Source organism: Bartonella sp. MM97QHHN, assembly GCF_042194285.1.
Classification (GTDB): domain Bacteria; phylum Pseudomonadota; class Alphaproteobacteria; order Rhizobiales; family Rhizobiaceae; genus Bartonella.
In genome coordinates, this window is sequence record NZ_JBHIMS010000074.1 from 1 (window position 1) to 23,672 (window position 23,672).

Below are 23,672 nucleotides of genomic sequence, written 5' to 3' on the forward strand. Positions count from 1 at the left end.
TAGCCATATTCCACATCCACAAAGAATGAAGCTCTGTAGCTTTACGGTAAGGCATAAATTGCTGTTAGCAAATCTTCTTTTCCTTTTGAAAGAGGTAAAGAGGTATAGATGCAAACAGTAAGCAATGTGACCTCTTAAAAGACAAAAAGATACCTTACCTTTGACTCTGAAAAGCGTGGGATTTCATCTCTTTGTTTTTTTTTAGTTAAAAATCTTTCCTGCAAACATTGTTTAGCCAGAATTGAAGAAATAATATCATTTATCAATCATCAATATAGAGGCTAAGATTATGAAGCCACAAGATTCTTCCCTCCCTCATTCCTCACAAACACCAGAAGGAGCAGGTGCAAATGAATCTTTAGAAGACCTTATTGCACGTTTGATGCAAAGTTCCATCCAAACAGAAGAAGAACATGTTGCACCGAGTTCTGACGAATTAAAAGATATTATTACAGGCTTAGAAGATGATCTTGTCACCGGCCGTTGGATTAACGCTTATTATGAAAACACAGATATTAGATTGATGCCGGCTCTCGTAGAAAAAGCAAACAGCAAATATCCAGACATGAATCTCAAATTGGCTCTTACAGCAGAAGAGTTTTCGCACGCCCTAAAAGAAGTCGTTGAGAGCGACGCAAAATCTGCCCGATTTATAGTAAATTCGGGAAGCAAAATCCACTTTGCCGTCCTTGATTATCAAAAAGTTGATGAGAAAATCTCTTTGATTATGCTTGAACCTACAACATTTCAGAATATCACAGCTTGCAAACTAGGGATAAAAATAAATCAAACCCTTCAATGTCTTCAACTGCCTCCTTATTCTTTTACTACGGCAGAAATGGATATTCAGCGAAGCTCTTCTGAATGTGGGATGTTCAGCTTAAGCCTTGCCAAAAAGCTTCATCTTGAATCTGATAAATTAGCAAGATTGCACAAAGATAATGTTAAGGGTGTATTATGTGAACCCAACTCATCTTTATCTGCTGAAAAGTTAGATTCCTATCTTCCAACCACTTTTTATAAACACACACAAGGAAGAAGACGTCTAGAACACTATTTAAAAGCCAATCCCGATGCTGAACATGAAACAGTCAACAAAAAAGGTGAAACTCTGAGAGAGAGATTTGAAAAAAACTTAAGAGAAACAGAGGGAAAAACTGTTTCCGTTTCTTCCCACCAAAAAAGGCTCACTGAATACAAATCTTTAACGATGTAATTGAGGCTTTTTCCATATTCCTATTCATCAAAGAACGAAGAGAGGCTGCTTTACGGCTAAGATTTCTCTAAGCAAACCAGCTTTTGCGTTCATAAAACAAAAATAGCAAACAACTTTCCTCTTAAAGAAAAAACACCTTTGTCCTATAAAAACCAGCCCCTCTTAAAATTGTATCAAAATTCCACAGCTCTTGTTAGCCTAAAGCTCTGTGTAACAATGAGACTCTTTGGATAAGCAAAACGTTTGATACATAAAATATTTAATGCTTTCGTCTTCAGTAAAAGCATATGTCTTGTTTTTCTGAGAGTATCCACTTCGTATCTCAAACACCCCCACATCAATGCCATACGACCAAACAACCGCAATAGACCACACTTATCGTGCATCAACCAAACAACCGCCCGTACCCCAAGAAGGCTCCATCAAAAACACCAGGACAAGCTCTTAAAATCTACAACCTCTCTTAACGGAAAACACCAGCCCAACCATTACCCCACTTGGCCGACTATGATCCCTCTTGGCCAACCATTCCCCATTCCCTAAGATGTCACAACCAACCTTTTGATTTCATAAAAGTTTCACATCTCTTCTGTTTTTGAAGCGTGAAAAAATTCATTTTTAATCTGTCAACCAGCCTCACGTTACCGTGAGGCTTTATTTTATGGAGAAGCAAATGAGAAAAATATCAGCAGCAGGGCTTGCACTCATTAAACAATGGGAAGGATTGCGTTTACATGCCCATAAAGATGCCATCGGGGTGTGGACAATTGGCTATGGTCATACCAGCACGGCTGGCAAACCGTTCGTTCACAAGGGCATGATCATTACTGAAAAACAAGCAGAAGAAGTTCTTTCTCAAGATTTAAGACAATTTGAAAATACCGTTGAAAAACATGTGACGGTTTCTTTAACGGATGAACAATTCGCCGCGCTCGTATCGTTTTGCTATAATATAGGAACATCGGCTTTTTGTAATTCGACCCTGCTCAAAAAACTCAATAATGGCGAATATGAAGCCGTCCCTGCTGAGTTACAAAAGTGGACTAAAGCAGGAGGAAAACGTCTTCACGGTTTAGTGCACCGTCGTGCAGCAGAATCGGGATTATGGGCAAAAGGAGCTTATGTTTCTCCCAACTACCAAACTGTAGAAACGCAAGCTCCAATGGGATTTTTCAAAGCAGAAGCGCTTACACCGATTATTGGTTCTTTTTCTGGACTTGGGGGCTTATTGGCAGGCAATGGTCCCATCCAATGGGCATTAGCAACCATTATGGTTTTAGCCGCCTGCGTTGGCATTTTCTTTGTGGCAAAACGGTTTCGGGAGCAGAGCTTATGATGTGGTGGTTGAAAAAAAATCTGATGATAACAGGAGCGGCTCTGACCGCTTTTTTTATCGCTTTAGCAAAAGCTTTCACTCTTGGAAAGAAAGTTGAACAACAAAAGCAAATAGAAAAAACGCTAAAGTCATCAACAACACGGCTAGAGGTGGAAAATGAAATTAATCAAAAAAGTGATGCTGATGTACGCGCTTCTCTTACTCACTGGTTGCGCGATAAAAACAATCAATGAGCCTTTTTCTTGCGTTGGTTGGATGCCCATTTATTTAGAGAAAAAAGATCTCAATATCATCAGTTCAAATCTCGCAAGAGATATTTTAAAGCATAACAAACAAGGGGAAGGCTTGTGTGGGTGGAAACATGGCTAGAAAAAAAACAGAAAAACAAACAGAGCTTACAGAAAAGGAAAAAGAAATCCTACAAGAAATCATCACAACGTATAAAAGTGTAAAAATGATGTCACGCTATACGAAGTGGATTATATTCATCATTTTCTTATTAGCACTTGATTTTTCACGGATCATAGATGTGCTGGGAAGTATTTTTACACAAAAATCGAATATTCAGCTCTAAAATAAATAAAAAACGTGAGACGTGTTAAATCTTTTAAAAAGATAAAAAGCCATTCGTTATTTTTTGAAAACATGGAGATTTTATTAATGATTTTTTCATGTCTCACGAGAATTTTTTACACGCCTCATAAACGTCGTGCTCTTCACAAACGCTTTCATGAAATGAATTTAGGGGTATGAAGAGAGATTTTTAACCAACGCGTAAATCAGCAACTTTGGTAACATAAGAAAAGGATCATACCAACATACATTTTTTTAATAATCTATTGATATCAAAATGATTTTATACTCTTCATAAATAGCATTGCCAAGAATTTGTATTAAAAGATATTTCTTTTAAAGAAGTGCATAAACAAGCAATGTAATGGTAGCCTTACATAAAGCCTCTCATCTTTACGTTGAATAAAAAAGCAAGCCGGCTCCTCCCACCCTCTCAATTCCCACCCCCAATTCCCTTATGTCCTATGCATAAAGGTCAAGTTGAAGAGAATATATGGAAAATCCTTGGCTCGAAAATATGAAAAGAAAGCATGAGGCTACAACAGAATTTCGCGTGCCTTTATCATCAGAAGCATTAAAAATTCTAACACAAGCGCGCCTATTGTCTCGTCATGATTTTTTCAGCTACCTGTCATGGTCCCCTTAGCTCAAAAATTGCTCCCCACTTAAGAATTTTCTGTCACAATATAGGCAACAAACAGAACTTGAATATAACAACATGGGTTTGGCTCCAGTTTAGGTGATGAGCTTACCGAAAAAAAGATGAGAGCAAGGCGAAAAATTAGCTTTTATCTTTAAGCTTCTCAAATGGAGCAGTCTCCCCATTTCAGAGATCAACTAAACAGAGAGATGCTTATTCCCCTATGCAAAAGCTTGAAATACCAGCATCTTATTCATAAAAAACAAACCAGCCCCATCATGCTCTTTTCAACTCTGTCTTTCCAACGCTCAATAGGTACTAACTCTTAACTACTGACTCTTCTTAACTACTGACTTTTAATGATTACGTTGGTTCATAAAAACCGTAGTGACCTCTCACCCTATGAAGCACAAACACAGGATTTTTTAACGGGGCATGCATAAACCTGAAATGAAAAAACAGAACTGTATTAGGAATAAATTATTATAAATCAAAGAGTTATATTTTTATTAGCACAATATTTTCAAAGGAAACCACGATCCCCGCACAATAGAAACATTTCATAAAAACAAGAGAAAAAGCCAAGAACCGAGAATGAGATTCATTCACAATAACGGTAGATCAACCAGAGGAGAATAGAACAATCCTATAAGATAAAGAAACTGTCATAAAAGGAAAAACTGTATGAAACGTGAAAAAGCATAAAAAAAACGGGCACAGAAGACCCGTTTCTTTATTATTTCTATGGAAAAGAGCTTAGAAATCCATTCCACCCATTCCGCCCATTCCACCAGCAGGCATCGGAGGCATTGGTGTATCTTTCTTTGGAACTTCAGCAACCATTGCTTCTGTTGTGATCAGAAGGCTCGCAATTGAAGCCGCATTCTGAAGAGCAGAACGCACAACTTTCACAGGATCAACAATTCCCAAAGCAATCAAATCACCGAATTCACCAGTTGCGGTATTGTAACCATAAGTGTCAGCATTATTTTCCAGCACTTTGCCCACAATAATAGCAGCTTCTTCACCAGCATTGCTTGCAATCTGGCGCGCTGGTGCTTGTAGAGCACGACGAACGATACTAATACCAGCTTCTTGGTCAGGATTACTTCCCTTAACGGTCAACGCATTTGCTGCACGCAACAATGCGGTACCACCACCAGCAACAATACCTTCTTCAACAGCAGCACGTGTTGCATTCAAAGCATCATCAACACGGTCTTTCTTTTCTTTCACTTCAACTTCTGTTGCACCACCCACACGGATAACAGCAACACCACCAGCGAGTTTAGCAAGTCTTTCTTGCAATTTTTCACGGTCATAGTCAGAAGTTGTTTCTTCAATCTGAGCCTTGATTTGATTGACGCGAGCAGTAATTTCAGCCTTTTGTCCAGCACCATCAATAATGGTGGTGTTTTCTTTAGAAATATTCACTTTCTTTGCACGTCCAAGCATATCCAAAGTGACATTTTCAAGTTTAATGCCCACATCTTCAGAAATAACCTGTCCGGATGTCAAGATAGCGATATCCTCTAACATTGCTTTACGACGGTCACCAAATCCAGGAGCTTTTACAGCAGCAATTTTCAAACCACCACGCAATTTGTTGACAACGAGCGTTGCCAAAGCTTCACCTTCCACATCTTCAGCGATAATGAGAAGTGGTTTTCCAGACTGAACAACAGCTTCAAGCACAGGAAGAAGAGATTGCAAATTAGACAATTTCTTTTCGTGAATGAGAATGTAAGGATCATCAAGATCAGCGACCATTTTCTCAGCATTTGTGACAAAATAAGGGGAAAGATACCCACGGTCAAATTGCATTCCTTCAACGACTTCTAATTCCGTTTCAGCAGTTTTAGCTTCTTCAACGGTAATGACGCCTTCATTGCCCACTTTTTCCATAGCATCAGCGATCATTTTACCGATTTCAGCAGCGCCATTAGCGGAAATTGTTCCCACCTGTGCAATCTCTGCTGAAGTTTGAATTTTTTTTGCTTTTTTGAAGAGGTTTGCCACCACTTCTTCAACAGCAGCATCAATCCCACGTTTAAGATCCATTGGGTTCATGCCCGCAGCAACAGCTTTAACACCTTCTTGCACAATAGCTTGTCCTAAAACAGTTGCTGTTGTTGTTCCATCACCAGCAATATCATTGGTTTTAGAAGCAACTTCGCGCAACATTTGTGCACCCATATTTTCGAACTTATCTTCCAGTTCGATTTCCTTTGCAACGGATACACCATCTTTTGTGATGCGGGGCGCACCGAATGATTTATCAATCACCACATTGCGACCTTTAGGGCCGAGTGTCACCTTAACAGCATTAGCAAGGATGTCGACACCGCGCAACAAACGCTCACGCGCTTCACGGCCAAATTTGACTTCTTTAGCAGCCATTTAATTTCTCCTTGGAGTTTTCTCAAAATAGTACACAATGAAAAATTAAGCGCTTCAATTAGCCCATAATTCCCATAATGTCAGATTCTTTCATAATGAGGAGGTCTTCCCCATTAATCTTGACTTCAGTTCCAGACCATTTTCCAAACAAAATACGATCTCCTGTTTTGACTTCTAAAGGCACGCGCTTTCCGTTATCATCGAGAGCGCCATTGCCAACAGCAATCACTTCGCCTTCTTGGGGTTTTTCTTTTGCTGTATCAGGGATGATAATCCCACCAGCCGTTTTATTTTCAGATTCAACCCGACGGACAACGACACGGTCGTGAAGTGGGCGGAATTGTATATTAGCCATGTTTTAAATCCTTAAAACTGAACATAATTGCATTAATCTTAAAAGTTCTTGCTAGCACTCTCAAACTACGAGTGCTAGCATGTGTTAGATATAAAATCGGCATCTCTCAATGTCAAGAATAGCCATAAAAATAATTTCTCTAAATGAAGCTTCAAAGTCTTGCCTCTTATTGCACTTTCGCGTTATCTATCTTTTTTGAGAACCCGTGAACAAAAAAGGATCTTATCATGGTTGAAACACGTCAGGAAACGGATAGCTTTGGAACGATTTCGGTACGTCAAGATCGTTATTGGGGCGCACAAACTGAACGTTCTCTGCATAATTTTAATATTGGCAGTGAAAAGCAGCCTCTTGCCATCATCTATGCTTTAGTCCTTGTCAAAAAAGCAGCAGCGATTGTAAATATGGACAAAGGAAAACTACCAGAAAATATTGGAAAAGCAATTATTGCCGCCGCTGATGAAGTGCTTGCTGGCGATTTTGATACACATTTCCCACTATCCGTCTGGCAAACAGGTTCTGGCACACAAAGCAATATGAATGTCAATGAAGTCATTGCTAATCGTGCTAGTAAGATTTTGGGAGGAAAACTTGGAAGCAAAAAACCAGTTCATCCCAATGACCATGTCAATATGAGCCAATCATCGAACGATTCCTTTCCCACGGCGCTTCACATTGCCACCACGTTGCAAACACGCCAACACTTATTGCCAATCCTTGAAGCTCTTATTGCGACATTAAAACAAAAAGAGCAAGAATTTGCAGATATCATTAAAATCGGCCGCACCCATACCCAAGATGCAACCCCTTTAACCTTAGGGCAAGAATTTTCAGGCTATCGTGCCGCATTAGAAGCCAATCTTCAGCGTATTGAAAATGCTCTAACCGATGTCCAAATGCTTGCTCAGGGTGGTACGGCTGTTGGCACAGGGCTGAATGCGCCAAAAGGTTTTGACGTTGCTTTTGCGCAAACAATGAGCACTCTCACAGGAATAACATTCCAAACTGCCAGCAATAAATTTGAAGCACTTGCCCATCATGGCGCCCTTGCGCATTTCCACGGAAGCTTGAATGCTCTCGCTGCTGATCTGTTTAAAATTGCCAATGACATTCGGTTTTTAGGCTCTGGTCCACGTTCTGGTTTAGGGGAACTCAGTCTTCCTGAAAATGAACCCGGATCTTCTATTATGCCCGGCAAAGTTAACCCCACGCAATGTGAAGCCTTAACCATGGTTGCATGCCAAGTTTTTGGTAATCACACCAGCGTAACCTTTGCCGCAAGCCAAGGACACTTTGAACTCAACGTTTATAAACCTGTTATTGGCTATAACGTTTTACAATCAATTACCCTTCTTGGTGATTGCATGCGTTCTTTTGATATGCATTGCATTCAAGGATTACGGGCCAATCGTGTTCATATTCACTCGCTCATGGAGCGCTCACTCATGTTAGTCACAGCTCTTGCACCAGAAATTGGCTATGAAAAAGCTGCTGAAATTGCCAAAGCAGCGCATAAAAATGATACAACTTTGCGCACCGAAGCATTAAAAGCAGGTGTTTTTGTAGAGGATTATGACCGATTAGTTGATCCCAAAAAGATGATTTCTCCCCAATAAACAACCCACTAAAAAAGATGCAAACATCTTAAAACAAATCTTTTTGTCAAAAGATCGGGGTGTTTACACCCCGATGATGACCGATAACAATTACCCACAGCGTTCATTTTAGGCTCTGATCCGCATTTATGCTATGGTGGTTTTGTTGCTATATTGTACTTAAAAAGCACAACGGTTTTGGAAAGGCATGGATAATCATGGCTCAACACCCAATGGCTATACTGGCAGAAAGTGATTTAAATGGATATGACCTTAAGGTGTTTTTCATTCTAGCTTCGCGTCTTGATTTTGAAAATCTATTAGCTATCAGCCAAACAGAATTAGCTCAAAAAAATCGGTGTTATCGGTATTAATAGACATAGTTTCAATCGAAGTATAAAAAGATTAATGAATTCATCGACGCTTTACAATGTTATCATTATTGATAACATTGGGTAGATAACTCTTATCTCAATGAGATAATGTGTTTATTTATAATGATAATCTAGCGTTATCCATATTGAATGAGAATCCTAAATACCGTAAGATTTTCTCATTTTAAATTGGTCCCATGTTGCATCAATCAAAATCACTGACTTGCACATCACAAACGCAATGAATGTGTGAATAGAAATTGTATCCGATAAGGACAAAAACACCTCTAATGAACCACCTCAAGTGCCAAGGACTGTCACAACGGACAAAGGGGCCTGTCACAACATTGTGGAGAGGACTGTCACAACACCCCACGAACTGGCAAATATAGTAATGGTACCGGCGTACTCCTTTATGAAGCGTAAAAGAGGTGCTCAATAGATTTATCATTATACCATTTACAATCGCTGTCGTGAAATGGGTTTAGGAACATTGAGAAATGTCTCTTTTATGAAGCGTGAAGATGGGAGTGCTCAATAGATTTATTATTATATCATTCACAATCGCTGTCATGAAATGGGTTTAGGAACATTGAAAAATGTCTCTTTTATGAAGCGTGAAGATGGGGGTGCTCAATAGAGGAACAGCTGTTGGAAAAAACTCAATGCACTGAAAGGTTTTGACCTTTGCTGAAACAATCAGCTCTCTGACGGGGATATACTTGACAGCTCGCAAGAAATTGGAGGCATTTGCCCATTATGGCACCCTCACCCATTTCCACAAAAACCTGAATGCACGCGCTAATCTGTTTAAAATCGCCAACGACATTCAGTTTTTAGGCTCTCATCCACGTTCCGGCTTTAAGCAAACGGAACGGAGAGTTTATCCGTTTTACATGGCGCATAAGAAACCTCATGAGACTTGAGATTCTCGCACTTTACTCCTTCTTATTCTTCGTATTCCATTCAATCAATCAAAACTATTCGCTTGGATTATCATAAGCAAAAGTGGCATATAGATAAAAAAGAAATAAAGTCGCTCATCCTCTCAAGTGCTCAAAAGGCTATCGCAATACAAAGCTACACAATATCAGAAACGAGCAACGAATATGATGGTGCCAATATGCATTTTTTACGATCAATTGAATATGTAAGCACATTGATGTCAATCATAATGGATAATACGTTTAATAACAAAAAGTGTTTTAATATGTATAAAATAATGTTTTTTAAATAAGTAAAAAGCTTATTTACTATACTATAATTTTTTCTAAAACACAGAGAACATTGAAAGAGTATAAAAAATCCTGAAAAATCAATATAAACGCGGGATAATAGCATGAAAACAAGTTTTAAGAACGCTTAAATATGGATAATTATAGAGTTTATACGTATTTTAGTTTTCATAATGATATTAAGTATAGATTTTTTTAACCAATTTGTATATAATACGATTTGTATCTGAAATAAATTGGGGACGTTTTTATGAAAACAAAATGTTTAGTTGCACTATCTATTTTCACCTTCATTACCGCTTCAACAGCGCAAGCAGCAGATACGGTAATCTTTAAGCAATCAGAACCGAAGGTTTCATTGCAAGATATTTCATCGTCACGTATTTCACCGGTTACTGTTTCTGCGCCTTTTTCTTGGTCTGGTTTTTATTTTGGAGGACAAATTGGATATTTTTCCAATAAAAATACTCTAAATTACGCACAAGAAGCTAGGGAAGGAAAATGGGCTTGGGTTGATAGAGATTTATCACCGAAACTATCAGGATTGAGAGCAGGTTTGTATGCAGGTTCTAATATTGATCTGGGAGATCTTGTTTTCGGTTTTGATACCGATATGGTCTGGTCTGGAAGGAAAAGCACCCAAACAGACAATGGAAAGAAAATTCTAGATGAATCAAACTCCATTAACATTGCCTTTAAAAAAGCTGGGATTCCTATCATAAAACCTGCAGCTCAGGGTGAAACGATATCCAACTATGGTGACATTGTTGTTAGCAGTGTAACATTGAAAGAAACGTGGTCTGGTGCCACGCGTGCGCGTATTGGTTTTGCTTCCCATCGTCTTATGCCTTATATTGCAGGGGGTATAGCCTATACACAGATGCAATATATCATGTCACTTTTATCAAAATCGCAAGAAGATTCGACAATTTTTGCTTCTGGCAATGTGTTAGATGAGACAAAAACAATGTTTGGTTACACTGTTGGTGGTGGTTTTGATCTTGCAATGACAGATAATATCATCATGCGTACAGAATATCGTTATTCAGATTTTTTTAAAAAGAAATTTGCAAACGATAACCTTAAAATCTCTTCTCAAACGCATGATGTTCGCTTTGGTATCGCTTATAAATTCTAAGTTTTGTAGAAAAATTGAACGATTAAAAAACCCTGTTAAAAACGGGGTTTTTTAATGCCCCTTTCCCCCTAAAAAGACGTAGATTCTAAAAACCAGTACTAAACTGTAAACAAATAGTCACGAAACAATAAAGCCTCTCCCTCTCTTAAAGCAAGCTCCTATCCTCTCTCCCCCTTTCATGTAATACATTTGGAATATAAAAGCTTTACCATCATACCATTGGGCGCCATCGTAAAATAAATGAGAGCCGTTATTTAAGAGATATTTCTTTAAAATAAATATGGATATTGTGCATCAATTGCAGTTTTATAAGATAATGTTGACTTGGCCTCCCCGCTCTTAAAGGATAAAGATTCTGAAAACCCATTTTAAACACCCATTTTTAAACACCATGTCCGTTTATAAAAACACAAAAACCCTTGGGGACTCTTGGGGGATTTTAGCGGGTTTCTTTGGGCTCCTCCGCATGGAATGCCTTTAAACCTAAAGCAAGACAAACACATTTAAGAATATCCAACACACACCGAAAAAATACTGTAACGTTTCAAGGAAGTATGCCCTATATTACCACACTTCAAACAACAGTATTTTACCGCTATTGTATGCCAGAGTGGAAAGAGGATATTGCGGTTCTCTGTTTATGTAATTTCTGTAACGGGGAGACAGCTTCATTTAGGAAGCACATGAAGTTTTCAAGGTAAAAACCAATTTCCAATCTTACCATTTCCCTCTGCTTTACAACTTTCAAAAGCCTCTAAAGCACTGTCTTTTAAAGAGAGGAGATTACGCGTTACCTCATGCTGGTGTTTCTCACGGATCTTTTTTGGATCACACCCTTCATATCATACGGCAGCGCTTCAAACCAAACACACTCAAATTCAAGATACTTGGGTTGCCAATTCACATGCGTGTTTTAAAGAAACAGCTCTCAAAACCCTCAAGCCCATTTTGCGACAGCACCCACAGGAATATAAAATCTATAGAGCAGCATCTCTACACTTCAATAAAAGTGCAAGCTGGCACCATCCATCATACACTTTACCTCCAATGATGCCCTTGAAACGGCATAAGAGGCATTTTTATTCATTTTTTGTAAAATTTCACTCCACGCGAGCTCATCTAGCTTGTAACATACAAGCGACATGATTTTAGTTGATTTACTATAAACAGACTTGAAATGAAAGAATCCTACGGTATTCGAGTTTTTTCATTCAACATGCAAAACATTGAAACGGTCTATAAATCCCACGTTTTATAACCCCCCATGTTTTATAAATCCCACGTTCTATAAAACAACGTGATGCGCCATAACAGGATAAAGGAAAATATTTATGAAGTGGTGCGGGTGGTCGGACTCGAACCGACACTCCTCTCGGAACCAGATTTTGAGTCTGGCGCGTCTACCAGTTCCACCACACCCGCACACTGCTATAAAAGACAGGACTATAAAAGACAGACTTGTCGATTATTCCTTTGCACTATATGAAGAAGAACAGATTCGTCAACAGAAGACTTCTCATTTTTTAAGAATTCATATCATTTTCTTATCTATTTTATGAAATACTTTCTTTATTGGATTTCTCTATCGGATTTATAGCAATCTCATTTGTAAAGTGTTTACCTCTTAAATTTATAAAAAGCCTCATGATATTAAACAAATTAAAGCTTTGGACGATTTCTTTAGCAAATCGGCGTACAGCACCACACTGGCTTGGTTTCATTGCCTTTATTGAAAGTTCTGTTTTTCCAATTCCCATAGATGTTTTATATATTCCGATGCTTCTTATCCATCAAAAGCGGGTTTATCGTTATGCTTTGATTGCGACGATCTGTTCTGTATTAGGAGGCATTGCCGGTTGGTTTATCGGACATTTTGCCTATGATACCCTTGCCAAACCCATTTTAGAAATTTATGGTAAGGTTGAAAGTTTTGAATCTCTGAAAAATAGTGCAACCCTGCAATTTCTCATCATTTTACTGATAACATCAGGTTTTTTTCATCTTCCCCCCATCAAGATTGTCACAATTTTGGCCGGTGTTATGAGTGTGCGTCTTGAACTTTTCATTCTTATTTGTATTTTTTCCAGAGGCGCTCGTTTTTATCTTCTCGCGTGGCTGATTAAACATTTTGGGCAAAAAGCAATGAATTTTCTAGTACAGCATTTTAAATGGATTGTTCTCATTGGTTGTGTTAGCCTCCTTTTAATTTATGGGATTTTCATAGCTTTTTTAAACAAGAAGCTTTTATAAGGAACAGACTTAATGGCATGCGTTTTGTCTTCTCACCCACTTTTACACAAACACCTTCATCTTGAACCCAGCAGAAAAGAACAAAGTTTATGGGCTTTTTTTCTCGCTTTTTGCTTGTCTGCCACAATAGGTATTGCCCTTGGTTTTGAATATTTCGGAGGATATCTTCCTTGCGATTTATGTCTCATAGAGCGTTTTCCTTATTATGGAGCCATACCATTTTTGCTCTTAGCAGGTTTTGGGGCATATTTTTTTCGCATAACTGCTTGGATACAACTTTTGTTTTTGTGTGTTTTTGTCTTAATGTGCATCAGCCTTGTTTTAGCCGTTTATCATGCGGGTGTTGAATATGGCTTTTGGGCAGCTCCCCTCAGCTGTGGTTTAAGCGCAGTCAGAAAAACCTCAGACATTAACCAGCTGCTTAACCAATTAAACAACATTCATCCCCCTTCTTGTTCTGAAGCATCCGCACGCTTTCTTTTTCTCTCATTTGCCGGTTGGAATGTCGTCTCAAGCCTATTTTTCTCCCTTATAAGCCTCTATATTACTTCAAAAGGGCTTCTTTCAGTCCATAAAAAACTCTAACCATAAAATAGAAACGAAACCGCGTGCACTCGTTCTCTCCAATAGCTTCCCCCTAACCAACAACCCTCCAGTCACCAATCCCCACCCAAAACCACCCCACCGCCAAACCAACCCACCAACACCAACGAGTCACCAACATCCCTCCTCTAGCGTTGTACTCAAAAGACAAAAATAAGCAGATACATCCATTTTATGGTTTCACCTCTCTGTACTTATAAGCAACATTTTGATAAAAACTCGTGATAGAAAAGCCGTAAAATAATAAGTGAGGGGACCAATAAATATAAATGGTCTGCTATGGCTGAAGATAAGAACACAGAGCCTTCTACCCTATCACCTATTTCCTTAGATATAACCAAACTTGAAGAACCATGTGTTATGATGGAACATGATCATAATGCATGGCGCGAGCATATAAAAGAAAGAGATTTAAATGCTCCTTACGAAAAACCACCTCATATAAAACCACGAATCAAATCGGCACCACGCATCAGACAAGTTTTTTGGTGTGATTTTCCTCATGATTCGATACTCCCTGAATTTTGGAAAAAGCGGCCTGTTTTAGTGCTTTCTAAGAATGCAAAATTATATGGAAATGTGACAGTTTTACCTTTTTCAACGAAATCACAACCCAATAATCCCGCTGCGTATCCAATACAATCTCCCATAGAGAATAAAAAAGCATGGATTATCTGCAATTATGTCACAACAGTTTCTGTAAGTCGTTTAAGTTGCTCACGTACCGTTCCAAGATTATCCTGCGAAGATTTTCATAAAGTTGTAGCTCTGATGCTCAAATATTTACCGCATTTACACTATTGACTTTTGAGAAAAATAAGTGTACCTATATCAGCATACACGGCATCAGTAATGGTGGCCGCTTCCCCGCAAGGGGAGATAGGAACGAAGGAGTGGGAAACCGCTCCTTTCGTCATTTTTGGTATTTTTTTGAAAACTGCCATTTTTTGCAACCTTCCCTAGAACATATCCAACATTCATTCTCCACCGTTGTTGTTTTGAAATATCTGCGATTTGGGATAAGCAGAAGACAATATCCACACCTTGGATCCGGTAAAGTTTCCCACGGAGATTACCGAGATGTTGTACATACTTATCATTTCATTGCACAAAAAATCGTTCTGCCGTTGCTTAAACTTTATATGATTTTCCGCAATGGGAATATCTTTCCAAGATTGAAAAAAGCTTCGCTTTATATGACCACACCTCAAACGATCGTATTTTACGAGATAACAAAGAAAATTCTGTAGTAAAACAGAAATCAACACCCAACCGATTTCTATCTCTTCACCAATAACAATTGTTTATTGCCCTAACCGCATTATTTCACCTGTCACACGACCTAACATAGCTTTGCAGATAGACTTTCTTCCTCTTCTCCTAGAAACGATCTATGTTAAGCTATTTTGGGATTTACTGCTAAATTGCTTATGCTTGCACTTTGAATACCTTTTTCTCATTATACAAAAGGTAGATAAAAAAATAATTTCGTTTATCAGCTTTATTTTAAAGACACACCTATTTTTACAGGATACGTTTTCCTTTCTATCAACCCTATCGCATTTAATACACTTGTCGTTTCTAAACATGAACAACCAAGCATCACAATGGAGCAATAGACTCTCATCACTTTCATGGGCACTTGCATTGACAAGAGATAAACAAGAGTATTGATCATCACACACGGAGCAAAAATCTATAGCGACTATGCCATAGACTTTCGCCACGCACGGGTTATTCTTAAAGCATATTTATGATGAGATAATCATTTATGACATCCTTTTTGTTGTGCCAAAGAACAGGTTTTGCTAACTAGTTTTACTATTGTGCAAATTTCTTAAGAAAAACTCTCACTGGGTCTATAGATAGCAAGATTTCTTTATGGAGAGCGCACATGACGCTCAGCTTTGACCTTTTCCATAACAAGGATAAGTTCAAATTTTAACCAACACGACAATACACCTACTCTAAACGATTTATGTACCACCTCATCCGCAACACATTGCCAAATATCCGTACATTTCCTCGAAAAATTTTCACACTTTTACGCATAGTAAAAAAAAGATTAACTTTAATCATGTTGCACTCCATTTTAATTGATTTGGATTTTAAAATGCCCAAAAAAATCAAACAAAAATAGAGAGGTAAGTTACGAAAACTACAGGGTAAATTTTACTGCCCCAAAATGTCTATTTTTCCCCGCCTGAACAGTCAGAGAAACACTATAAAAATTATTTTCATTGAAAAACAATTACTTATAATCTAGGGAAGAAAAGTAAAAATCTCCCCCAGAAAAAGAGATTATCTTCAGAATTATCAAAAAAAACAGCACAATTTTAGTGATCTTTTTATTTTTTTTCTTTTGATAAAAGAGAGCTGGCAGGTGTCTTAGGCGCCCCTCCGGTAGGTTCCCAATTCGCAACAGCCGCTAATTCCTCAATAACATCCTTTTTTAACTTACCATTTTTCTTATTGTGTAAATCATATTGATCAGCATTCTGTTGCAACCATTTTGCAAGCGTTCCTTTAACAGTTTTACCACCCTCAACCTCACTCACCGCTTCCCATGCCGCAACAATAGCAGCAAGCTTTGGAGCATAACGTGGATGCGTTGGATCTTGAAACGCATATTTTTGGTCCTTAGTCTCAGCAGAATCATCCTCAGGGAAAAAAAATGGAGGGTACAGACCACGCGATGAAAGCCATTCTTTTAAATCATCAACGCGAACATATGAGGAATCTGCATCTATAAAATCCGAAAAATTATAGTACGACCATTCTATCTCTAATCGATTGCTTTTTCCCGCTTGAACGATAGCATGATAGGCTGCACGAAAATTAGCAGTTTTCTCTGATGATACGGAAAGGTTATCTTCGTAAATATCACTTTTTTCTGGTTCTAATTTGTTGACAAACAAATACTTTCCTGGATTTAATCCAACTATTAAAAGCGCTGCCTGCAGTATTGTTAGTTTTTCAGAAAGCCGCCAAAATTTCAAACCATCACTATTTTCCATATATGCTCCCTTTTTTTCTGCACAATTTCGCTCTTTTTTAAAAACATCAAAAACGTTTGTTAACGCGTAGAGATTATGCACTTTTCATATTTCAACTCATCCCATACTTTAAATAAAAACACAGCACCCACACCCCTCCTTGTGATACACAAGAAAATGATTTGAATTGCTTCAATATAAGAAGTTTTGAAGTGAGAGGAAACCTACTGAATTTTGGGCTTTCATACAAGATATCAGGCAAGTTACAAGGCGATAAATGCCCCTTCATAAAGCATAAATTTTTATGCGTGATCAAACAATTTGATATGATAATATCTCTTTCATTTATGCACTCCCACCCTTAAACCTGCCCCTGCAATTACAGCACAAAAGATAATTCATTACATCAAATCCACCTAAATGCAAAAGCTGTAACAACGCTCAATGCGCGTAAATATCATAAGAATACTGTCTTACACCTCCACAAGCAGAATGAGTGGCGTAAAACTGTACAATAAAATGCCATGCCTATAATGAACCGTTCTAAAGACTGTCGCAACATTGAGAGCTAAAGTGTATGATGATGCCAGCTTGCTCTTTTATGAAGCGTAAAGATTAAGAAGACTCAATGGAGTTTATATTATTTCATGGAAATTTTGCGGCTCTACCCTTCTATACTCTTCACGGGGACCACCCTCGCGAAATGGGCTTTTGTCCCTTGAAAAAGGTCTCTTTTAAAGAATCATCTCAAATTCCAAGAACTGTTACAGTCTTTTGAACGCATCAAATGAATGATAGAGTCGTCCTATTTTTTTCCATATATTCACAATACATTGAAATGCTCCATTCAAACATCCCTTTAGCAAAATAAAGCACATTGTCTCTTAAATTTTTTCACGCAATTATTTCTTTCATGCGCCCCTCTCGTCTCCATTTGATAAATTTCCTTGTACTTTCTCAGCATCCCATCACCTTTTTTCTCAGTGCAACCTTTTTGTAATTTGTCAGTTTTTAACTTTTAGATTGACTTTCGGTTTATTTTTCTTATGTTTTAGAATTATTCTAAAGTGCAGAGGAACAGAAAATGTTGAGATCGTTTTTTTCATTTGTACAACGTAAAGCTCTGTCCTTTCGTTCAGCACAAAACGTGATACTTAAAGCGCTCAAAATAAAAGAGCAACATGCGGCGCTCTATTTAAAATATGCAAAAGCTCTAGAACCTTATTCCTCTAAGGAAGCCGCGGTTTTTACCGCCATGGGGCTTCAAGAGCTTAAAAATTATAAGCAACTTTTGTGCCTTTCTTGCCATAATCGTGCAAACACTATCGGTTCATTATGTGACAAAACTTCTCTTGTGAAAGGCAAGAACCGCCATCCCTCCCAAAAAACAACAGCGGCAAATCACACCATAAAAGAAACTTCGAAAACGCAAAGACAAACACTTTTGACTTGGATTCAACCAGGTCTTGCAGGATTAATGGATGGCTCTGTCTCCACCCTTGCCCCCATTTTTGCCGCAGCTTTTGCCACGGGAGACACGCATCAAACTTTTTTGATAGGGCTCTCAGCTTCAATTGGTGCGGGACTTTCAATGGGTTTCACAGAAGCAGCCCATGATGACGGAAAATTATCAGGGCGTGGTTCGCCATTAAAAAGAGGTCTTGCCAGCGGCATTATGACAACATTAGGAGGACTAGGCCATACTCTTCCCTATTTGATCAGCTCTTTTTATGTAGCGACAATTATTGCTTTTATCATTGTTTTTTTCGAACTCGGCGCCATCGTCTGGATTCAGAACAAATACATGTCCACTCCCTTTTGGCGCGCCTCTTTACAGGTCATCATTGGTGGTGCTCTGGTTTTTGCCACGGGTATTCTTATCGGTAGTATCTAAAAATCTTATCTGTAACCATAATTTAGATCTCAAATAAGCGCATGCCCCTAGGCATAAGCCATCCTTGATGATGCCATTATTGAAAAATGCCATTGATAATGTTAGGTGGTGTTGTGGAATATTTTAAGTCAGTAAGAGATGATAAGCAAGCTCTGGGGACAACCTATATCCACACACCTTTATCGACTTGGTTTTATAGATATCTTTTGTTAAAGTATCATTTTCTTCTAGACCTCATATTTTGGAAATGCCTCAATCATGTCGCACACTGAAACCAACGCCCCTCTAAACAATCATCCTGTCTCTTCTCAATCTTCACATGCCCAGACTTTATTTGTTCAGCGTCTTGCACACGGACAAGGTTTAGAACTTCCTTGCTACGCGACAGCGGGTTCTGCGGGTCTTGATCTACGGGCAGCAATTGGAGAAGAAGAAACGCTTGTTCTTGCCCCTGGGCAGCGGGCACTTATTCCAACAGGTCTCATTTTTCATTTATCACTTGGGTTTGAAGCACAAATACGTCCACGCTCTGGCTTAGCCTTAAAACACGGCATCACATGCCTCAACACTCCAGGAACAATTGATAGTGACTACCGTGGTGAAGTCAAAGTCCTTCTTATCAATTTAGGACAAGAAGACTTTTCCATCCAACGGGGCATGCGCATTGCCCAAACAGTCATCGCCCCCGTATCCCAAGTTAATGTTTGCACCATTGAACCAGAGCAAAATACCCAAAGCCATATAGAGAGCCGTGGAACAGGAGGTTTTGGTTCAACGGGACACACTTAAGAAGCTCTGAAAAATCGCTTCTCTCAAAATAACACACATACTTATTCCAACCACTCTTTCACTGGAAATTCTTTGAGCTTTTAAAATGCAGAGGGAATGCGCATTTGCTTTCAAAGTTTTTTCACTAAACGCACCTCTAAACAAGCATCTCTCAATTACGTCTCGTGCGCTATACAAAACTTCATTATCACCAGATACCCCTCCCCCATAACAAAAACATTGGCATTAAACATTGAGAGCTCACACACCGCTGGTAATGTCGACAATCTATACATCATATTGATTTATAATAATAATGAATTGTCTTGCAACTTAAATGAGAAATCTCAATACTGTAAGATTGTTTCATGGCAAGCCTATTTATATTAAATCAATCAAAATCATGTTTCTCACATTCCAAACGTGGCTAGCATGCAGATAAAAACTGAAAAAATTCCTACAATAAATAGCACTATCACAACATTGGGAAAAAATATAAATACGATAATGGTGCTCGCTTGCTCTTTTGTTAAGCATAAAGATGGTGATGTTTGATAGTTTTTTTATTATGTTACGGGGGCTTTAACGTTGTAGCATTTATGAACACCGCCGCAAAAAAGGCTTTAAGATGTATTAAGACACACAACAATCGCCCTTGGCTATTTTTCTTGATCGCACCTCTTGCGGCAAGATGAGTAGAGCTTAATCCTAAAAAAAACGATTCAATATATGAACCCCCTGCATAATATCAAACCCATGCGTATTTGGTTTAATAAATCCACGGAACCCTCATCAATTTCACTCTACGACTTTGAGTAATATGCTTTGCTTCCTGCAACAAAGGCTGTTTTTTTATCACTAATCAGAGACATCGGCTGGAATATTAGCGTTTCCCGCAGGGCTCGTTGTTACGGCATCCACACGCCCCACAACGTTACCACCCGCTCCATCGACAGCAGCATCCGCTACCCCTGTTGTTTTATTATTGATCTCACCTCTTGAGACAAGATTGGTAGAGTTTTGCAATCCTACAAGACCGATTTTATTATATCCAGCCATGCGTATTTGATTTAATAAATCGATGACAGTACCATAATCAATTTCGCTATCCGCTTTGATTAAAATTTTTGCCTCTAAATTTTGCGTAGTTTCCCTCAACAAAGCTTCTCTCAAAGCTGCTTGTTCTACAAGATGATCACCAATGTAAAGAGAACGATCTTTTTGCAACGTAACATAAAGAGGTTCATCAGACTGAACCACTGAAGGTGCTTGAGTTATAGAAGGAAGCTGAACGGAAATGACAGACGTTGCCAAAGGCGCTGCAACCATAAAAACAATAAGCAACACCAATACAACATCAATAAAAGGGGTCACATTGATTTCACTTTGCAACCCACTCTCGTCTATATCCCAATCATTATTAAGGCTTGCTTTCATTTTTTATGACTTTTCTGTTGTCTTTGCCTATCAAGTTCACGGCTCAAGAGCCTTTCAAGAGCAGCAGCGATATCGCCTAAATCACTGCGATAACCACTCAAAGCACGCATAAGGCTATTATACATAACAACGGCGGGAATAGCCACAAAAAGCCCAACAGCCGTTGCGAATAAAGCTTCAGCAATTCCAGGCGCCACCACATCAAGTCGCGTTGTTTGAGACTGAGCAATCCCAATAAAAGAGTTCATAATTCCCCAAACAGTTGCAAAAAGACCAACAAAAGGAGCAATTGCGCCAATAGTTGCAAGAACAGCACTTCCACATGCAACACGGCGTGTAGCAGCCAGCAAGCAGCGTGACAAAAGTGAATGAACCCTTTCTTTTAAACCTTCATGAACATCGCGAACCCTAGCATCACGAACATCGCGGGAAACATCTTCATATTGATTGCTCTCCTCATAAAAGAGAATATCTTCAATCGTTTGTGCCCTTTCCCCTGTACTGGTTTTTTCACCAGAGCTTTCGTTTATCCCTTCAGGAGCAGAAAAATGAACCTGTTGTGCAGAAAGATACACCTCTTTAAGGACTTCTTTGAGAAAAAATACACCAGCCCCTTTGCTTTCTTTCAAGCTAGCTGCCAAACGCGTAAGAGTCTGAGCATTTAGAACCAATTGAAGTTCATGACGTACTCTTCGTTTTACCAAAGTGATCTCAACAATTTTCACAAAAGCAATTGTCCAAGACACAAGTGAAGCAAGTAACAAAATAATGATAACCGCTTTCACCACCCAATCAGCAGCCATAAACATAGAAAGAGGAGAAAAATCATGCACTGTCAATACAGCAGACATATTATCTAAAGGTACTGTTTCAGATTCCATTTTTATCTCACATTCTTGTGCTCTTATCTTTATTTATGAGCTGGGTCGTCACCCCGCATAGCATCACTGTTCCAAAATGCCACGACCCTTTTAACGTCACTTGTGTATTCCTCTTAAGAAAGAAAACTTGATAAATCAAGTATAGTTTTATTCCACAAGCTCTCTCTTAATTCTAAAGAAATCACTCAAGAAATTTTTCTCTAACAATTCAACAAGTTTATCTTACTCAATCAATTTATTGCATAAATTAGGCAAAATAATAAAGTTACAAGAAATATCGCATATAATATTTTCATTTATAAGAATAATTTATCATCATTCCTGTTAAATGAATTCCTCATATCGCAAAGCTTCTTTCATTTCAGCGGCTCTTTTAAATCCAACAAAATATTTGCTTACATGAAACAAGCAGCAAAAATATCATAAAATCCTCGGAGAAAAGGATATGCACTTCTCTAACAACCAGTGCACTAAAGTACCTTCTATCCAAATAAAAATATACCTTTTTTAAAAAAAGAACTATCGCAATATCTTAAACTGACCAAAAGTATAATGGGAGAGCGCGTGTTGCCCCCAAATACATAGAGAACAAAGAGCCGCAATATCATTTCTTTTTCTTTGCTTCAAAAACATAAAAATGACATTATTTCTGCCGCAAACTCACAATAACCGTGTTTTTTACCTGTCACAAGCCTAAAAAATAAACCTCAACACGCTTTTAAAAAACTTTTATAAAAAATGTGCCATGAGAAACTGAAGAATGGTGCTAAATTCTTGCAAAAGCATAAGACAATTTTTAACAAATGCGACCCTTTACAGACAGAGCATATCGTATAGGAAAGATTTATTTTATCAAAAACAGTTTTAAATTCGACAAAATGAAAGGAACCAAAAAAAGCTTTTGGCGTTACTCAAGCAGTGAAAATTTTCACTCCAATGCAAATGATCACTATGAACACACCAATACAAATATAATGAATCAAGAGGGAAAAATACCATGGCCCATAATAAAACAACACAGCACGATAAATCAGCCGTAGAAAAAGACCAACAAAAAGACCTACAAGGACAATTAGAAAAGTTACGCACTGAAATTTCAGGGATTACCTCAACCCTAACAGATCTTGGTGCAAACAAATTCAACGCCGCCAAAGACAAAGCAGAAAAACTATATCACTCAGCGAAAGAAAGTGGTGAAGACATGATGTCTCAAGCAAAAGATAAAATCAGTGATCTTGAACAAACCATGAATCAATGCGTTCGCAAAAATCCTGGCAAAAGCGTTTTGTTTGCCGCAGGGATTGGTTTTATTCTTTCTCAATTACTACGTCGTTAAGCAATGCATAAGTTTATCGCTCCTCTTTTAAACCATCTTGTCGGTGGAGGGCTTAAAAGCACAGTCAAGCAAGTACGCCTTCAAGCAATTTTCTATGGGTTTATTGGCATTTCATTCTTCATGTCTTTGCTTTTTTTATGTACCATCGGTTTTATTGCGTTATGTTCTGTTATGAAGCCTCTTGCCGCCGCTAGTATCATGTTTTTAATTTGTCTTTCTCTTGCGGGATTAGGTCTTATTATCAGTCGCATTCTCAAAACTTATCAACGCTATGACCAACAAAAAAAGACAGAAGAACAACGCCATAAACTCATGACAGATGCGACCGTTTCCAGCCTTGCAGCTCTCAGTCAACATCTCCCTTTTGCCAAATTGAGTGTTCCCATACTCGGACTTGCAACTTATTTTCTGTGGAAAAAAGATAAAAAAGACCGCTTTTCAGAGTAAAATATGTAAAACTGTCATTCTAAATCCCCCCTCAATGTGCTTTCTTTTGTTATAAAAGAAAGCACATTTTTTCCTCATAGCCTCTTTAGCTTCTTCAAAAGCCTGAAAAAATCCCCTTCATTTTGGTTAAAAATTCCATAGAACCGCTTCCCTTTCAGATTGCAACCCATGTTTCATGAACATGGCAACATGAGGCAA

General features: G+C 38.4%; 21 protein-coding genes, 1 tRNA gene and 1 pseudogene. 17 read left to right on the forward strand and 6 right to left on the reverse strand.

Features of this window, described 5'->3' with window-relative positions:
* The first annotated feature begins 289 nt into the window (after positions 1-289).
* The 6 genes from ACFIJW_RS04020 to ACFIJW_RS04045 all read left to right on the forward strand — a co-directional run bounded on the left by ACFIJW_RS04020 (position 290) and on the right by ACFIJW_RS04045 (position 3,771).
* Complete coding sequence (locus ACFIJW_RS04020) at positions 290-1,216, forward strand: YopJ/AvrA family T3SS effector serine/threonine acetyltransferase (RefSeq protein WP_375633384.1); 927 nt, start codon at positions 290-292, stop codon at positions 1,214-1,216.
* Between the two features lie 673 nt (positions 1,217-1,889).
* Positions 1,890-2,552: a lysozyme gene (locus tag ACFIJW_RS04025; RefSeq protein WP_375617920.1), complete on the forward strand. Its 663-nt coding sequence runs from the start codon at positions 1,890-1,892 to the stop codon at positions 2,550-2,552.
* Entirely contained in the window at positions 2,549-2,785 is a 237-nt protein-coding gene (locus tag ACFIJW_RS04030; RefSeq protein ID WP_375606489.1) for a hypothetical protein, read from the forward strand. The genes ACFIJW_RS04025 and ACFIJW_RS04030 overlap by 4 nt, the downstream gene beginning before the upstream one ends.
* Complete coding sequence (locus ACFIJW_RS04035; protein WP_375633385.1) at positions 2,709-2,921, forward strand: hypothetical protein; 213 nt, start codon at positions 2,709-2,711, stop codon at positions 2,919-2,921. The genes ACFIJW_RS04030 and ACFIJW_RS04035 overlap by 77 nt, the downstream gene beginning before the upstream one ends.
* Positions 2,914-3,126 carry a hypothetical protein gene (locus ACFIJW_RS04040; protein ID WP_375617918.1) on the forward strand — a complete coding sequence of 71 codons (213 nt, stop codon included), beginning with the start codon at positions 2,914-2,916 and terminating at the stop codon, positions 3,124-3,126. The genes ACFIJW_RS04035 and ACFIJW_RS04040 overlap by 8 nt, the downstream gene beginning before the upstream one ends.
* A gap of 492 nt (positions 3,127-3,618) precedes the next feature.
* A complete protein-coding gene (locus ACFIJW_RS04045) occupies positions 3,619-3,771 on the forward strand; it encodes a hypothetical protein (protein WP_375633386.1) in 153 nt (50 codons plus the stop codon).
* 750 nt (positions 3,772-4,521) lie between these two features.
* On the opposite strand, the gene groL is transcribed toward ACFIJW_RS04045, so the two are convergent.
* Entirely contained in the window at positions 4,522-6,165 is a 1,644-nt protein-coding gene (gene groL / locus ACFIJW_RS04050; protein ID WP_375606493.1) for a chaperonin GroEL, read from the reverse strand.
* A 58-nt stretch (positions 6,166-6,223) separates the two neighbouring features.
* Positions 6,224-6,520 (reverse strand): co-chaperone GroES, encoded by a 297-nt coding sequence (gene groES, locus ACFIJW_RS04055; protein ID WP_005774667.1) that lies wholly within the window; start codon positions 6,518-6,520, stop codon positions 6,224-6,226.
* A 227-nt stretch (positions 6,521-6,747) separates the two neighbouring features.
* Here groES and fumC (ACFIJW_RS04060) point away from each other — a divergent pair, with 227 nt between their 5' ends.
* From fumC (ACFIJW_RS04060) to ACFIJW_RS04075, 4 genes and pseudogenes are all read left to right on the forward strand, one after another.
* Entirely contained in the window at positions 6,748-8,136 is a 1,389-nt protein-coding gene (gene fumC, locus ACFIJW_RS04060; RefSeq protein ID WP_375633387.1) for a class II fumarate hydratase, read from the forward strand.
* A gap of 197 nt (positions 8,137-8,333) precedes the next feature.
* Positions 8,334-8,489 carry a hypothetical protein gene (locus ACFIJW_RS04065; RefSeq protein WP_375633388.1) on the forward strand — a complete coding sequence of 52 codons (156 nt, stop codon included), beginning with the start codon at positions 8,334-8,336 and terminating at the stop codon, positions 8,487-8,489.
* A gap of 680 nt (positions 8,490-9,169) precedes the next feature.
* A pseudogene (gene fumC / locus ACFIJW_RS04070) lies at positions 9,170-9,349 on the forward strand (class II fumarate hydratase); the annotation flags it as partial.
* Positions 9,350-9,974: 625 nt separating this feature from the next.
* Entirely contained in the window at positions 9,975-10,862 is an 888-nt protein-coding gene (locus ACFIJW_RS04075; RefSeq protein ID WP_375633389.1) for an outer membrane protein, read from the forward strand.
* A 1,337-nt stretch (positions 10,863-12,199) separates the two neighbouring features.
* Here the strand turns inward: ACFIJW_RS04075 and ACFIJW_RS04080 are convergent.
* Positions 12,200-12,284 (reverse strand) — tRNA-Leu (locus ACFIJW_RS04080).
* Between the two features lie 222 nt (positions 12,285-12,506).
* On the opposite strand from ACFIJW_RS04080, the gene ACFIJW_RS04085 reads away from it, so the two are divergent.
* From ACFIJW_RS04085 to ACFIJW_RS04095, 3 genes are all read left to right on the forward strand, one after another.
* Positions 12,507-13,112 carry a YqaA family protein gene (locus tag ACFIJW_RS04085; RefSeq protein WP_375633390.1) on the forward strand — a complete coding sequence of 202 codons (606 nt, stop codon included), beginning with the start codon at positions 12,507-12,509 and terminating at the stop codon, positions 13,110-13,112.
* Between the two features lie 12 nt (positions 13,113-13,124).
* Entirely contained in the window at positions 13,125-13,697 is a 573-nt protein-coding gene (locus tag ACFIJW_RS04090; protein ID WP_375633391.1) for a disulfide bond formation protein B, read from the forward strand.
* A gap of 297 nt (positions 13,698-13,994) precedes the next feature.
* Positions 13,995-14,519 carry a type II toxin-antitoxin system PemK/MazF family toxin gene (locus ACFIJW_RS04095; RefSeq protein WP_375613249.1) on the forward strand — a complete coding sequence of 175 codons (525 nt, stop codon included), beginning with the start codon at positions 13,995-13,997 and terminating at the stop codon, positions 14,517-14,519.
* 1,544 nt (positions 14,520-16,063) lie between these two features.
* On the opposite strand, the gene ACFIJW_RS04100 is transcribed toward ACFIJW_RS04095, so the two are convergent.
* Positions 16,064-16,732, reverse strand: a complete 669-nt coding sequence (locus ACFIJW_RS04100) for a hypothetical protein (RefSeq protein WP_375617908.1) — start codon at positions 16,730-16,732, stop codon at positions 16,064-16,066.
* A gap of 1,063 nt (positions 16,733-17,795) precedes the next feature.
* Between ACFIJW_RS04100 and ACFIJW_RS04105 the strand changes: the two genes are divergently transcribed.
* Positions 17,796-18,605 (forward strand): VIT1/CCC1 transporter family protein, encoded by an 810-nt coding sequence (locus tag ACFIJW_RS04105; protein ID WP_375633392.1) that lies wholly within the window; start codon positions 17,796-17,798, stop codon positions 18,603-18,605.
* Between the two features lie 258 nt (positions 18,606-18,863).
* Positions 18,864-19,394, forward strand: coding sequence for a dUTP diphosphatase (dut, locus tag ACFIJW_RS04110; protein ID WP_375633393.1), 531 nt, complete (start codon positions 18,864-18,866; stop codon positions 19,392-19,394).
* Positions 19,395-20,231: 837 nt separating this feature from the next.
* Here the strand turns inward: dut and ACFIJW_RS04115 are convergent.
* Both ACFIJW_RS04115 and ACFIJW_RS04120 read right to left on the reverse strand, forming a co-directional pair.
* On the reverse strand, positions 20,232-20,810 hold the full coding sequence (locus tag ACFIJW_RS04115; protein WP_375633394.1) for a biopolymer transporter ExbD: 579 nt from the start codon (positions 20,808-20,810) through the stop codon (positions 20,232-20,234).
* Positions 20,807-21,691, reverse strand: coding sequence for a MotA/TolQ/ExbB proton channel family protein (locus ACFIJW_RS04120; protein WP_375633395.1), 885 nt, complete (start codon positions 21,689-21,691; stop codon positions 20,807-20,809). Before ACFIJW_RS04120 ends, ACFIJW_RS04115 begins: the two co-directional genes overlap by 4 nt.
* A 997-nt stretch (positions 21,692-22,688) precedes the next feature.
* On the opposite strand from ACFIJW_RS04120, the gene ACFIJW_RS04125 reads away from it, so the two are divergent.
* On the forward strand, positions 22,689-23,027 hold the full coding sequence (locus ACFIJW_RS04125; RefSeq protein WP_375633396.1) for a YqjD family protein: 339 nt from the start codon (positions 22,689-22,691) through the stop codon (positions 23,025-23,027).
* Positions 23,028-23,030: 3 nt separating this feature from the next.
* Positions 23,031-23,474, forward strand: a complete 444-nt coding sequence (locus ACFIJW_RS04130) for a hypothetical protein (protein ID WP_375617902.1) — start codon at positions 23,031-23,033, stop codon at positions 23,472-23,474.
* The last annotated feature ends 198 nt before the right edge of the window (positions 23,475-23,672 follow it).